Below are 13,910 nucleotides of genomic sequence, written 5' to 3' on the forward strand. Positions count from 1 at the left end.
ACACATTTCAGGACGGGACACAGAAAAAGAAAAAGCCGATACACGAAGTATCGGCTTTCTGGAGTCAGTACCTAATCCCTACAATGTAAGTACTGATTCATTTTTTGCTAAACATCTTTGTTTAATGGTCGTGCTTAGTGGTCGTGAGCTTCACCTGCACCTTTCGGGTAACGGATGTTCTCAACCATATCTTGTACATCTTGTGGTACTTCAGCAGTTACTTTGTTTACAGCAATCGATACTACGAAGTTTAGACACATACCTAGCGTACCGATGCCTTCTGGGCTGATACCAAACCACCAGTTTTCAGGTGTGCTTGCTGCTGGGTTAATGAACTTGAAGTAGATGATGTAGCTTGCTGTGAAGGCAATACCTGACAACATACCTGCAATTGCGCCTTCCTTGTTCATCTTCTTGTAGAAGATACCTAGGATAATCGCTGGGAAGAAGGATGCTGCGGCTAAGCCGAAGGCAAACGCTACTACCTGTGCTACAAAGCCTGGTGGGTTAATACCTAAGTAACCGGCACCGACAATCGCGACCATGGCTGCCAGACGAGCGGCTAACAGCTCCTGCTTGTCGGTCATGTTTGGTCTGAAGCCTTTCTTCAACAAGTCATGTGAAATCGACGTTGAGATGACCAATAGTAGACCCGCGGCTGTTGATAGTGCGGCTGCTAGGCCACCGGCTGCAAGCAGTGCTACAACCCAGTTTGGTAGTTTCGCTAGCTCTGGAGAAGCCAGTACGATGATGTCACGGTTAATCTTCATCTCGTTGCGCTCATCGCCCGAGTAGAACATTTTGCCATCGCCGTTCTTATCTTCCCAACCTACTAGGCCAGTGCTTTCCCAGTTTTTGTACCAGCTTGGTGCGTCCGCTGCAGCGACACCTTGCATGTCAGGGCCGTTGATTGTTTCGATCATGTTTACACGAGCGAATGCTGCAACGCCTGGTGCTGTTGTGTATAGCAATGAGATGAACAGTAGTGCCCAACCCGCTGAGATACGAGCATCACGTACTTTTGGTACCGTGAAGAAACGAATGATTACGTGTGGAAGACCCGCAGTACCGACCATTAGAGCCGCACAGATGAAGAATACATCTACCATGCTCTTGTTACCTTCGGTATAGGCGGTAAATCCGAGTTCTTCGGTCAGTCCATCCAGTTTATCAAGAAGGTAAACATCTGTGCCTGATAGCGTAGAGCCCATACCAACTTGTGGAAGTGGGTTACCTGTCATCATGATTGAGGTAAAGATTGCTGGAACAAGGAAGGCGAAAATGAGGACACAGAATTGAGCTACCTGCGTATAAGTGATGCCTTTCATGCCACCTAGTACTGCGTAGAAGAACACAATACCCATACCAATGATGATGCCTAGGTTAATATCAACTTCTAGGAAACGAGAGAATACAACGCCCACACCACGCATCTGGCCTGCAACGTACGTAAACGATACGAAGATTGCACAGAATACCGCTACCATACGTGCCGTTTTCGAGTAGTAACGCTCACCGATGAAATCAGGAACCGTAAACTGACCGAACTTACGTAGGTAAGGTGCTAAACATAGCGCAAGTAGTACATAACCACCTGTCCAACCCATTAGGTAAACCGCACCGTCGTAACCAACGAATGAGATGATACCTGCCATTGAGATGAATGATGCTGCCGACATCCAGTCAGCGGCGGTCGCCATGCCGTTTGCTACTGGGTGTACACCACCGCCAGCAACGTAGAACTCACTAGTAGACCCTGCACGAGCCCAGATTGCGATGCCGATATATACCGCGAAAGTAATACCGACGAGAATAAACGTCCAAGTTTGAATATCCATGTTCTAGCCTCTAGTCTTCCTGTACGTTGTATTTTTTGTCGAGCGCATTCATGCGGACAACGTAAATAAATATCAGCGCCACGAAGGTGTATATCGAACCTTGCTGAGCGAACCAAAATCCTAGCTTGAACCCGCCAAACTGAACGGTATTGAGGGCATCCACAAATAAGATGCCAGCGCCGTAAGACACCGCAAACCAGACCGCGAGCAGTGTTCCCATAATTCCCAAGTTTTCCTTCCAGTAGGCTTGAGCATGTTCCGTAGATTCGAACGCCATTGCCTTCTCCTTTATTCCGTTTTCGTAGAAACTGTTTTTGTGAAACCGTTTTGTAAAATAGCGTGTTAACGTAATGTTACGATTTAGAATGTAGCAAGGATAAGTCAAGGGATCTGTGCAACTTTAGTCGGGATGGTATTAGCGCTAATGTACTGAAATATGGGAGCTAGGAGATATAACCATAGAAAAATGTGATGTTGCAATGTTGTTAAATTAGCCAAAGGTCTAACAAAAAGGGATGAATTAGACTGCGAGTCATAAAATTTAACAACTAAATGACCGAGAAACGGTATTTAGCCCTGCTTATGACACGAAGCGAAACATAAGTTTGTTATAGTAACAACGGCACTTTCACCGACCGTGCCTTGCTAAACGGCAGAAGATCAACATGCTTATATCTTGAGTTTTATTCTTTGGGGGAACGAATTGGACGCAATAACTATCAACCACTTATTTTTAACTGGTGCGGTGCTCATCGCCATCAGTGTGCTTTTCTCACAAGTGTCCTCACGATTGGGCGTTCCGATTCTTTTGATCTTTTTATTCGTTGGTATGTTAGCGGGTGAAGATGGACCCGGTAATATTCATTTCGATGATTACTCACTGACCTACTTGGTGAGTAACCTTGCGCTTGCCGTGATTCTGTTGGATGGCGGTATGCGAACCAAGGTGGCGAGCTTCAAGGTCGCTTTCTGGCCTTCGCTCTCGCTGGCGACGATAGGTGTCGCATGTACAGCAACCTTAACCGGATTAATGGCGGCTTGGCTGTTTGACTTGTCATTAATGCAGGGCATCTTGGTCGGGGCGATTGTTGGTTCAACCGATGCGGCAGCGGTATTCTCTTTGCTGAAAGGACAGAGTCTCAATGAGCGTGTTGGCTCAACCCTAGAAATTGAATCCGGTACCAACGACCCAATGGCGGTGTTCCTGACGGTAACCTTAATTGCGCTGTTGGGCACGCCTGATGCTGAGATGGGAATGAACTTCCTACTGCAAAGTTTTGCGATGCAGTTTGGTATCGGTACTCTTGTTGGTATTGGCGGCGGCTGGGTTCTATGGAGCTTAATCAATCGAGTACAATTGGCTGATGGCCTTTATTCCATTCTGGTACTCAGTGGGGGCGTGGCGCTGTTTGCGTTCTCTAACATGCTTGGCGGCAGCGGCATCTTATCGATTTACCTAGTGGGCTTGTTCATTGGTAATCGTCCGACGCGCTCTCGACACTCTATTCTTAATGTTCTTGATGGCATGACGTGGCTAAGCCAGATCGTGATGTTCTTGGTATTGGGTTTATTGGTGACGCCATCAACGTTGATGGACATTGCTCTGCCTGCGCTGGCACTGGCCTTCGGTATGATTTTGTTTGCTCGTCCGCTGTCGGTTTGGTTGGGTTTACTGCCGTTCAGAAGCTTTTCCACCAAAGAACGCTGGTTTGTTTCTTGGGTAGGTTTGCGTGGTGCAGTACCAATCATCTTAGCGGTATTCCCGATGATGGCAGGCCTGCCCAATGCTCAGCTGTATTTCAATATCGCCTTCTTCGTGGTTATGGTTTCGCTGATTGTTCAAGGCGGTAGCTTGATGAAAGTTGCAAGACTCGCTCAAGTGACTTTACCACCGACGCCAACACCGATTTCTCGTACCGGTATGGAGATTTATCCGACCAGTGAGTGGGAGATGTTTGTTTACAAATTGAAAGACGAGAAGTGGTGTGTCGGCGAGCCGCTTAAACGCTTATCTATGCCAGAAGGGACGCGCATTGCGGCAGTGTTTCGACAAGATGCCATGCTTCACCCATCAGGCAGCACCGTGTTAGAGGCGAACGATATCTTATGTGTGCTTGGTCAAGACAAAGATTTGGACAGCTTAAGTTCGTTGTTCAGTGAGGCGCCTCTAGCAGAAGAGGCGGCACGATTCTTTGGTGACTTCTTCTTGGATGTTGAGCTATCAGTTGCGGCAGTGAGTGATTGTTATGGTATTGAACTTGGCTCGGAAGAAGAGCGAGAAATGACGCTAAAACAATTGGTTGCTCAAGAGCTTGGCGCACACTCTGTATTGGGTGATAGCTTTGAGTGGCATGACATCACTTGGGTGGTTGCAGAGATAGATGATCATAAAGTCGTCAGGTTGGGTTTATGTTTACCTAAGACGACTTTAGAAGAGGATATCAGTGAAGCTTAATTGTGGACTTCTTGTAGCAAGATAACCGCTTGAGTACGATTTTTCACATCCAGTTTACGGAAGATGGCCGTCATATGTGCTTTGATGGTCGCTTCCGAAACATTCAATTCATACGCGATTTGCTTGTTAAGCAAGCCGTCAGAAAGCATCCCTAATACCTTGTATTGCTGAGGCGTCAGTGTGGAAATCTTTTCTGCAAGGTCGCTACACGCTGCATTATTGGTGATAAGCCCTTCAGGGAAGAACGGGTCGCCATTCAGCACTTGATTCAGTGCACTCACCAACTCACGCATATCACTCGACTTAGGAATAAAGCCAAACGCACCGTGGCTCTTCACCTGAGTGACCACGCTGGCATCTTCACTGGCAGAAACCACCACAATCGGTAGATCTGGGTATTCAGCGCGCAGTTGAATTAAGCCTGACATGCCATTGGCGCCCGGCATTTTCAGATCGAGCAGTAATAGATCCGGCTCGCCTTCTTTCTTTAGCAGAGTCAGTAAGGCATCGAGAGAATCGGCCTCAAGCAGGTTCGCACCACTGATCGCCATATGAACTGACTGAAACAGGGCGTTGCGAAAGAGAGGGTGGTCATCAGCAATGATGATGGTATAGGTCGAGTCCATGACGTTCATACTTTTAACAATTTAGTTAATATTTATTATCATCCTGATTGAGTATGTGGACAATATCTATGCATTAAAAGTCTGAACCATATCGACTTTTATCCCCGGAATAAGAAAGCGTTACTCTGAATAGCAAAAAAGCCGCACTGCCATCTCGTTACGGAGGGGCGGTGCGGCTTTCGATTCGGCTTATATTTTAGTGAATATTGCCGTTATAGCTGGTGGTTTTGCATGTGTTTTAAGAATACATCGGCAGGCATAAAACCGGTTACACGAGCATTTGGAACATGGTTACCCTCACCATCCCAGAACTCAATCGTCGGTAAGCCAAGTACCTGTAATTGTTTAAGCAGTTCAATGTCTTGAGGCATGTTTCTCGTTACATCGGCTTGTAGCAGTACGAAGTCAGAAAGCTTGTTTTCCACATCAGCTTGATGGAAGGTGTACTTCTCGAATTCTTTACATGCCACACACCAATCGGCGTAGAAGTCGAGCATCACAGGCTTACCGAGTTTCTTCGCTTCGATGAGCTGGATTTCTAGTTCTTCAACCGTGTTGATGCGTGCAAATTGGATGTGTTGTTCTACCGTCACGCTCTTTTCTGCAAACCAGTAATTGAGCGCAGGTTGAGCTGATGCGAACAGGCCAAGCATCGCAATGATGCCCACAGCGCTTTGCTTCCAGCCACCAAATGGCAGTGCATTCTTACTGTGGTAAAGCCAACCAAAGGCGATGAAGCCAAGGCCAGACCAAAGCACGGTTGCCCACAATTCAGGAATGATGCGCTCTAGCAGGAAGATAGGCGCGGCAAGCAAGATAAAGCCGAATACGATCTTCACCTTGTTCATCCAGCTGCCCGCTTTAGGCAATAGCTTATTACCAAATACCGCCACTAAAATCAGCGGAATACCCATACCCATGGCTAATGCATACAGAGCAATCGCACCGGTAAATAGGTCGCCACTCTGAGCCACATACAGCAGCGCGCCTGACAATGGCGCCGTGGTACAAGGTGAACACACCAAGCCAGAGATAGCGCCCATTGCGAATACGCCCAAGGTATTGCCACCTTGCTGCTTATTGCTTTGATTGTTGAGCCAAGTTTGAATGCTGCTTGGCAGTTGCAGGTTATAAACGCCAAACATCGACATTGCCAACGCCACGAACAGAACACTCAGCGCGATCAGCACGTAAGGGTGCTGCATAGCGGCTTGGAACTGCATGCCTGCTGAAGCAACCACTAAACCTAATAAGGTGTAGGTTAACGCCATGCCTTGCACGTAAATAAAGGACAGCATCAGCGCGCGACCTTGGCTGAGTTTGCCACCACCTAAAACGATACCCGTTAGAATCGGATACATAGGCAGCACACACGGCGTAAAGGCTAAACCAACACCGAGTGCTAAGAATAATAGAGGGGTCCACCAACTGTCACCGAGCTTATCGGCTAAGCCTGCTTCTTTTGAAACAGGGGCATTTGGCTGTTGAGTCGTGTTACTTACAACGTCTGCTTTCGGAGATGTTGGTTGCGTAGAAACATCGGTTTCGTTGCCAGCAGAAGATGAAGCTTGTGAGTCACTACCTTGCGAATTAGCAGAACCTGTTGCTGTGAAAGGTTCAATGTCGATGATACGAGTCTCTGGTGGGTAGCAGAACCCTGCGTCCGCACAGCCTTGATACTTAACGATCAGCTGTGAGCCATCTTGGTAACTCTGCAGAGGAACTTGCACGAATAACGGCTGAGTATAAATGCTCACCTCACCGAAGAATTCATCTTGGTGCGGCTTACCATCTTCTAATTCAACATTACCGATAGCGAGATTTTGCCCGGTGAACGAGAGGCTATGTTGATAGAGGTAGTAGCCCTCTTTTACTTGCCAGTCGAGAAGGACTTTGTCGTCTTGCTGGTAGTAATTGAAAGGGAAAGCTTGGTCTACAGGGACAAAACCATTGTTATTGCCTCCGAAGCTTGGCTCGGCGTTGTCGTTCCCAAATAGCGCCCACGCAGGCTGGGTGAATAGGGAAACACAAACAAAAAGTAATGTGGCAAGTCGTCGCATACTATTTAGTCATCAAAATGGAGTTGAAGGTATCTTAACTCAATCAGACCGTAATAGTTTGCTATTAGTTTCATCGGCAAACAAATATCCCCTAAGGCGGGATAGCGATTTTATTGGGTCATCGAGTGGGGAGCTGCAATTCAACTTGAGTGACTTGCCTTTGTAAAAGAGACATTTAAGCTACACCCAAGCGTGCTTTTACGACTTGTTCGCAAGCATCAATATTCATCGTATCTTTTGGAATAATAAGCACGGTATCATTACCGCCAACGGTGCCGATAATCTCAGTATGTGGGTCGATATCGACTAATCTTGCGACTAATTGAGCACAACCTGGATGAGTTTTTACGATGACCATCGCTTGGTTATGAGTGATGAATTCGATTTGCGATGAGATGGATGCATCGACACGAACCGGTGCACTTTCAACCGTGATGCAGTAAACCTTTTTACCGCAAGCATTCTGAATTTTGACAACACCAAGCTGTGACAAAATACGAGAGACGGTCGATTGGCTGATACCTGTATAGCCAATATCGACAAGTTTCTCTCGCAGTTGATTTTGGGTCGAGAAGCTTTGTTGTTGTAGTAAGCGTTTGCACGCTGCAGTCAGTGTTTTATCTTCAGCTGAATACAAGCAACCGTGCTCAGTGATTGGGTTCATGAACAACTCCTTAAGGTCAATATGTGGTTATCGCTTATCCGTAGCGCCGAGCGTACTCCCAAAGCCGTAGAGTACGATTGTTAAATAGGGCTTACCGATGAATCCCGAAATAGAGAGGGAAGGTATGCGTGATGTATGATCGTCTATCCATTGAGTCTACCACTAAAGAATAGTTATCTTTTTGAAGGGGGTCACCAAATAAAATTCTAGTTGATTGCTTTTATTTTGGAGTTTTATTCTTTGTTAAGTGGATATTTATTCCAAGTTTGGCATAAATATCCATCGGTATTAGGGTGCTTTGGAGACCGTGATAATGGCGCTAAGGGTTAGCGAATTTCACTCATGATCTCGCGAGAGAATACTTTTTCACAGTAGTGACATTTTAGCTGTACGTTTTCGTGTTTTAGCTGCACTTTAAAGCTACTTTCGACAGGTTCACCGTGCGAAATACAGTTGCTATTTGGGCAAGCGAACACACTGTTGATTTGTTCTGGCAGCACAAGTGTTAGCTTGTTGACCACTTTGTACTCTTCAATTTGATTCACTGTCGCTTGCGGGGCGTACAGGGCCAATTGGTTGGCTTGTTCCTTAGTCAGAAAGATGTTCTCAATCTTGATCAGATCTTTGTTGCCGAGCGCTGATGATGGCAGATTTAATCCCATGGTGATGCGCTGCTCGGTCTTGTGCAATTTAAACAACTTGAGGATTTTGATTCCAAGGTGAGCAGGGATGTGGTCAATGACGCTGCCGTTACGAATGGCTTCTACTTGTAGCTGAGTTTGTTTAACCATGACTGTTTCTCCTGCTTATAAAGTGTCGTTTAGAACTAGGGCTAATAGGGCTTCGCGAGCATACACACCGTTTTCAGCTTGCTCGAAGTAGTAAGCGTGTGGCGTTTTATCTACGTCGGTTGTGATCTCGTCGACACGTGGTAGTGGGTGAAGCACCTTCATGTTTTGGCGTGCATCTTTCAGGGTATCGGCCGTTAGAATGTAAGCCGATTTCATGTGCGCGTATTCTGACGCATCAAAGCGCTCTTTCTGTACGCGAGTCATGTATAGAACATCAAGCTCAGGTACCACTTCTTCAATGCTGCTGTGGGTGCTGTATTGGATGCCCATCTCTTCCAGTTCTTCACAAATGTAATCCGGCATGGCTAACACTTCTGGCGCGATAAAGAAGAAACGTACGTTATTGAATTTTGATAGCGCTTGGGTCAGTGAGTGCACAGTACGGCCATATTTTAGGTCGCCGACGAAAGCCACATTGAGGTTATCGAGCGTGCCTTGCGTTTCGTAAATCGAGAACAGATCCAACAAGGTTTGCGTTGGGTGCTGATTGGCACCGTCGCCACCATTCACAATTGGCACACCGTTAGAGAACTCAGAGGCTAAACGTGCTGCGCCTTCTTGTGGGTGGCGCATCACAAAGGCGTCAACGTAAGAAGAGATCACCTGCACCGAATCGGCAAGTGTTTCGCCTTTTTTCGCCAGCGATGTGTTACCGCCATTATCAAAACCGATGACCGTGCCACCTAGGCGTTGAACTGCGGTTTCAAATGAAAGGCGAGTTCGAGTTGACGGCTCAAAGAAACAGCTCGCCACCACCTTATTTTTCAGCAGCTCTGGATTTGGTTCTGCTTTGAGTCTTGCAGCAGTATCGACGATAAGCTCCAGTTCATCACGAGAGAGCTCTGGAATGGAGATGATGTGCTTGTTAAATAACGAATGCGCCATAACGGGTCTTCCTTTTTCTATGCATACAGTCAAATTGCGGACAAAAAAAAAGCCCCCTAAAAATAGGAGGCTTCGAAACGATCAATAGAGCAAAATAAAAATGACACCACCGCCACTCTTTGGCGTGCAGTTTGACAATTATGTGCGACAGAATTGCGGTTCATTTTTTGCTCTCTTCAGACAAATTGCGGAGGATTATACTCAGATAAAAAGGCCATGCAATACTTTCTGTAAAGTATTCATTTAATGGATTTTTATGCGAAATAGTATCCATTTCTAGCTTCTATTTAAGCCTTTGTTGGAACTGAGGATCTCAGGCTTTTTCAGGTAATAATCTTATCTAGTACATGAAAAAAATGCGGGTTTTATCCAAGGTCAAAATCCCAAGAACGCCACCCGCATTTCCCTGTCATTACACTTAACTTGTCAATGTATTGCGAACAAGTGAGTGCTTAACTTTTTAACTTCGTAACTTTTTAATTTATTAGCTGCCTAGTGTCGCAACCATTACTGCTTTGATGGTGTGCATGCGGTTTTCTGCTTCATCGAACACGATTGAGTATTCAGACTCGACCACTTCATCCGTCACTTCTACGCCATCTTTAAGCTGCGGATATTCAGCAGCAAGTTGTTTGCCGACTGTTGTATCTTCGCCGTGGAAAGCCGGTAGGCAGTGCATGAATTTCACATGTGTGTTGCCTGTTGCTTTGAGCATTTCCATGTTCACTTGGTAAGGCATCATTAGGTTGATACGCTCAGCCCATGCTTCTTTTGCTTCGCCCATCGATACCCAAACGTCGGTGTATAGGAAGTCACAACCTTGCACGCCTTCTTGAACATCTTCTGTTAGTGTGATTTTGCCGCCAGTGTGTTCTGCGATTTCACGACATTGAGCCAATAGCTCTTCTTGTGGCCAGAATTGTTTTGGAGCAACAAGGCGAATGTCCATACCCATTTTCGCAGCGCCAACCATTAGAGAGTTACCCATGTTGTTGCGAGCATCACCTAGGTAAGCAAAGCTGATTTCATGCAGTTGTTTACCACGGCCGTATTCCGTCATGGTTAGGAAGTCAGCTAGGATTTGTGTTGGGTGGAATTCGTCAGTCAGACCATTCCATACTGGAACTCCAGCGTAAGCGCCGAGCTCTTCAACGATTTCTTGACCGAAGCCGCGGTATTCAATGCCATCGTACATACGTCCTAGAACGCGAGCGGTATCTTTCATTGATTCTTTGTGGCCAATTTGAGAGCCAGATGGGCCTAAGTAAGACACTCGAGCGCCTTGGTCGAATGCCGCTACTTCGAATGCACAGCGAGTACGAGTAGAGGTTTTCTCAAAGATAAGCGCAATGTTTTTGCCAGTCAGTGTTGGCTGTTCGTAACCGTTGTACTTCGCTTTTTTTAGCTCCATAGAAAGATCTAACAAGTGTTGAATTTCGCGTGGAGTGAAATCTAGTAGTTTTAGGAAGTTACGATTGCGTAGGTTAAAAGCCATGATGTATTCCTTCTTAGATTTAGGCGCTTTCTTGTTACAGGGAAAGAAAATTCAAGAAAGCGCGATTCAATTTTTGTGTATTAATTTCAGTTCAAACGGTGATTCAGTTTTCTCGCAAGGTTTGAAAAGCTCGCGAGTAGATTAATCTTTGGTGATGTTGGTGCCCGCCAAGCCTTGCAGGATTTGCAAACCATCTTCGAGTGCACCAATACCGACGACTTTGCCGCCTTGCTGAATGAATTCGCACGATGCTTCAATTTTTGGTCCCATAGAGCCTGCATCAAATTCGAATTTCGCCAGTTCACTTGGTGTGGTGCTGCGCAGTGCGTGTTGAGTCGGTTTGCCCCAATCAAGGTAAACAGCGTCCGCGTCGGTCAAAATAAGCAGTGCATCCGCATCCAGTTGTTTCGCTAAGAAAGCCGCTGACATGTCTTTGTCGATAACCGCTTCAACACCCACTAATTTGCCGTTCTCTTTTTTCACTGGGATGCCACCGCCGCCAGTACAAATCACTAGGTGGCCTGCATCGATAAGTTGGGTGATCGCTTCGTGCTCAACAATGCCAGTAGGGCGTGGGCTTGGCACAACGCGACGGAAGTGTTGGCCGTCTGGTTTGACGATCCAGTGGAATTTCTCCGCCAACTCACGCGCTTCTGCTTCTTCGTAGATCGGACCAATCGGCTTCGTTGGATCCGCAAATGCTGGATCGTTTGGATCAACCGTCATTTGCGTCAACATGCACGAGATGTTGCGGTCAGGCAGGTAGTTCTTGAACTCTTGCATCAGCATGTAGCCGATCATGCCTTGAGTTTCACTGCCCAATACATCCAGCGGATACGGGTTTACTTTTTTGTATTCCAAACCTTGCAGAGCCAGTAAACCAACTTGTGGGCCATTACCATGTACTAGAACCACGTTGTACACTTTCGCGATTTCAGAGATGGTTTTAACCGCTGTTTCAATATTACGGCGTTGAACATCGGCTTCTAACGGCTCACCGCGACGAAGTAAGGCATTACCGCCGAGTGCAACAACAACAGTTTGCTTAGTCATAATTGTGTTCTCTCATTTTGGCCAAGCTGAGATTATTTAAGATCATTCAACTTGGCCGTTTTCGTCTTAGTGATTAGATACCATCACGCTCAATTGGGCAGCTCATGCAGCGTGCGCCACCGCGACCGCGGCCAAGTTCATCTCCAGGGATAGGAAGAACTGTGATGCCTGCTTTATCGTATTTTTCATTGGTGTAGGTGTTGCCTTCGTAGCCAATCACAACGCCAGGTTTAACCGTTAGAACGTTGTTTGCATCGTTCCACTGCTCACGTTCTGCATGGAAGTTGTCACCACCGGTCGTGATTAGGTTTAGCTTGTCTACGCCAAGTGCTTTTTCGATAGCTGTTACGAAGTAGCCTTCTTCTTTCACTTTCACTGCGCCAGACTCATCACCAGTTAGGTTCCAGCACTGTACGTCTTTACTCACCACTTCAGGGTAAACAGAGAACGTATCTTCGTTCATGTGCGTCATAACGGTGTCTAAGTGCATGCAAGAGCGGTGTTTTGGTAGCTGCATTGCGATAACTTGTTTCGCTTGACCGTGTTTGAATAGGCTAGATGCTAAGTGCTCAACACCTTGTGCTGTTGTACGCTCAGACATACCGATAAGAACCGTACCGCGACCGATTACAAGAACGTCACCGCCTTCAATGGTTGAGTTGTCGTAGCTGATGTTTTCTTCATCGCCGAAGTACTTAATGAAGTCTTGGCCAGCAAATGTTGGGTGCCAGCGGTAAATAGCGCGAACGTGGTTGGTTTCACGTTGACGAGCAGGTTTCGCCATCGGGTTGATGGATACGCCACCGTATACCCAGCAAGATGTGTCACGAGTAAATAGGTGGTTTGGTAGCGGTTCGATAATGAAGTCGGTTGGTGCGTGCATGCCTTGCATCATTGAAGATGATTTCATTGGCATCTCAGCGTAAGACAGACCACCCGTTAGGATTTTTGCTAGTTCTAGGTTTGGTAAGTCGCCCAAGTAGCAGCGCACATCGTTAGCAAAGGTTTTGCCTAAGCGGTAATCAGAAACTTGATGATTCAAAAGCCAATCTTTCGCTTCTGGCACTGCTAGCGTGTCTGCTAGTAGGTCTGTAAGAAGAAGAACTTCAACACCTTGATCACGCAGCGTTTGAGTAAATGCGTCATGCTCTTTACCAGCACGTTCAACAGCCAGTACGTCATCAAATAGTAAATCGTGACAGTTAGAGGGTGTTAGGTGAGTCAGTGCGCGTCTTGGACGGTGAACTAGAACGCGGCGTAATTGACCTATTTCAGAACCTACATAGAACTTACTCATGATCGTCTCTCTCTTATATATTTGAATTACTTTTATCGCTAAGAGTAATTATTTATTTTCAGTTGAGAAGAATGAATTATTTATTCATATCTCTTGTCTGGAATTAATATTACGCCTGCTAGTCAGGTATTCTTAGAGATCTATCACAAATCGTTTTTTATCCCGCAGCCCTTTAAAATTAAGGGTTTTAACAAACTTTATGCACTTTCAGTTATGAATAATACATTCTAAATAGTTAGCAGTTAGGGAACTTTATGCACGCTTTTTTGACGAAACTTACTAGAATCTAATTTACGAGGGATTATATGCAGAATAGTTTTATTGATAAGAGTGTACTTAGCTTGGAAGTATGCAGTGTTTTTATTTAGATATTTAATTTTGGATGTGGAATTAATTGTTTATTAACAAAGTAAATGCGAATAAAGCTGTTGCGATCACATTTTAAAATCGGCTGTTTAAGTGTGTTTTTTAATAGAAAAGGGCATTAATCCTCGTCTGTTTATTAGGCTATTAATTACTTTAAATATAATTAACGCTAATAAGTGACTAACTATTTGTTTAAACATCATGGTTGAAAATAGAGTGTTATTTCATCAAGAAAATTAGATGTTTAAAAGTAGGATTGATTCTTCTATTGCGAGTGCTTTGAGTTTAGTTGAGCTTGGCTCAGGGCGGGAGCATACTTT

At 45.7% G+C, this 13,910-nt stretch carries 11 protein-coding genes; 1 reads left to right on the forward strand and 10 read right to left on the reverse strand.

The genetic code is table 11. The features are described from left to right. Window positions 1–134: 134 nt before the first annotated feature. Together AB4384_RS13030 and AB4384_RS13035 are read right to left on the reverse strand one after the other, a co-directional pair. Entirely contained in the window at window positions 135–1,838 is a 1,704-nt protein-coding gene (locus AB4384_RS13030) for a sodium:solute symporter family protein (RefSeq protein ID WP_017062715.1), read from the reverse strand. Between the two features lie 10 nt (window positions 1,839–1,848). Continuing rightward, window positions 1,849–2,115 (reverse strand): DUF4212 domain-containing protein, encoded by a 267-nt coding sequence (locus tag AB4384_RS13035; RefSeq protein WP_010435433.1) that lies wholly within the window; start codon window positions 2,113–2,115, stop codon window positions 1,849–1,851. A gap of 426 nt (window positions 2,116–2,541) precedes the next feature. Here AB4384_RS13035 and AB4384_RS13040 point away from each other — a divergent pair, with 426 nt between their 5' ends. Continuing rightward, window positions 2,542–4,293, forward strand: coding sequence for a potassium/proton antiporter (locus AB4384_RS13040; RefSeq protein WP_372129647.1), 1,752 nt, complete (start codon window positions 2,542–2,544; stop codon window positions 4,291–4,293). On the opposite strand, the gene AB4384_RS13045 is transcribed toward AB4384_RS13040, so the two are convergent. The 8 genes from AB4384_RS13045 to arcA all read right to left on the reverse strand — a co-directional run bounded on the left by AB4384_RS13045 (window position 4,290) and on the right by arcA (window position 13,224). Then, window positions 4,290–4,919: a response regulator transcription factor gene (locus AB4384_RS13045; RefSeq protein WP_017062717.1), complete on the reverse strand. Its 630-nt coding sequence runs from the start codon at window positions 4,917–4,919 to the stop codon at window positions 4,290–4,292. The two genes, AB4384_RS13040 and AB4384_RS13045, sit on opposite strands and share 4 nt — an antisense overlap. Before the next feature lie 212 nt (window positions 4,920–5,131). Then, a complete protein-coding gene (locus AB4384_RS13050) occupies window positions 5,132–6,979 on the reverse strand; it encodes a protein-disulfide reductase DsbD (RefSeq protein ID WP_102333892.1) in 1,848 nt (615 codons plus the stop codon). 175 nt (window positions 6,980–7,154) lie between these two features. Then, window positions 7,155–7,643: an arginine repressor gene (locus AB4384_RS13055; protein ID WP_017063664.1), complete on the reverse strand. Its 489-nt coding sequence runs from the start codon at window positions 7,641–7,643 to the stop codon at window positions 7,155–7,157. Window positions 7,644–7,969: 326 nt separating this feature from the next. Beyond that, window positions 7,970–8,434 (reverse strand): aspartate carbamoyltransferase regulatory subunit, encoded by a 465-nt coding sequence (gene pyrI / locus AB4384_RS13060; RefSeq protein WP_004729721.1) that lies wholly within the window; start codon window positions 8,432–8,434, stop codon window positions 7,970–7,972. Window positions 8,435–8,449: 15 nt separating this feature from the next. Continuing rightward, window positions 8,450–9,379, reverse strand: coding sequence for an aspartate carbamoyltransferase (gene pyrB, locus AB4384_RS13065; protein WP_004729720.1), 930 nt, complete (start codon window positions 9,377–9,379; stop codon window positions 8,450–8,452). A gap of 484 nt (window positions 9,380–9,863) precedes the next feature. Beyond that, complete coding sequence (gene argF / locus AB4384_RS13070; protein ID WP_372129648.1) at window positions 9,864–10,874, reverse strand: ornithine carbamoyltransferase; 1,011 nt, start codon at window positions 10,872–10,874, stop codon at window positions 9,864–9,866. 141 nt (window positions 10,875–11,015) lie between these two features. Further along, entirely contained in the window at window positions 11,016–11,927 is a 912-nt protein-coding gene (arcC, locus tag AB4384_RS13075; protein ID WP_136981929.1) for a carbamate kinase, read from the reverse strand. A 73-nt stretch (window positions 11,928–12,000) separates the two neighbouring features. Next, on the reverse strand, window positions 12,001–13,224 hold the full coding sequence (arcA, locus tag AB4384_RS13080; protein ID WP_017062724.1) for an arginine deiminase: 1,224 nt from the start codon (window positions 13,222–13,224) through the stop codon (window positions 12,001–12,003). Between the last annotated feature and the right edge of the window lie 686 nt (window positions 13,225–13,910).

Source organism: Vibrio sp. 10N.261.51.A4, from assembly GCF_041471945.1.
Lineage (GTDB): Bacteria > Pseudomonadota > Gammaproteobacteria > Enterobacterales > Vibrionaceae > Vibrio > Vibrio crassostreae_C.

Coding starts and splice junctions, on each gene's coding strand:
- pyrB (WP_004729720.1), bottom strand. CDS start 9,379: ATGGCGCATTCGTTATTTAACAAGCACATCATCTCCATTCCAGAGCTC.
- argF (WP_372129648.1), bottom strand. CDS start 10,874: ATGGCTTTTAACCTACGCAATCGTAACTTCCTAAAACTACTAGATTTC.
- AB4384_RS13030 (WP_017062715.1), bottom strand. CDS start 1,838: ATGGATATTCAAACTTGGACGTTTATTCTCGTCGGTATTACTTTCGCG.
- AB4384_RS13050 (WP_102333892.1), bottom strand. CDS start 6,979: ATGCGACGACTTGCCACATTACTTTTTGTTTGTGTTTCCCTATTCACC.
- AB4384_RS13045 (WP_017062717.1), bottom strand. CDS start 4,919: ATGGACTCGACCTATACCATCATCATTGCTGATGACCACCCTCTCTTT.
- AB4384_RS13055 (WP_017063664.1), bottom strand. CDS start 7,643: ATGAACCCAATCACTGAGCACGGTTGCTTGTATTCAGCTGAAGATAAA.
- AB4384_RS13035 (WP_010435433.1), bottom strand. CDS start 2,115: ATGGCGTTCGAATCTACGGAACATGCTCAAGCCTACTGGAAGGAAAAC.
- arcA (WP_017062724.1), bottom strand. CDS start 13,224: ATGAGTAAGTTCTATGTAGGTTCTGAAATAGGTCAATTACGCCGCGTT.
- arcC (WP_136981929.1), bottom strand. CDS start 11,927: ATGACTAAGCAAACTGTTGTTGTTGCACTCGGCGGTAATGCCTTACTT.
- pyrI (WP_004729721.1), bottom strand. CDS start 8,434: ATGGTTAAACAAACTCAGCTACAAGTAGAAGCCATTCGTAACGGCAGC.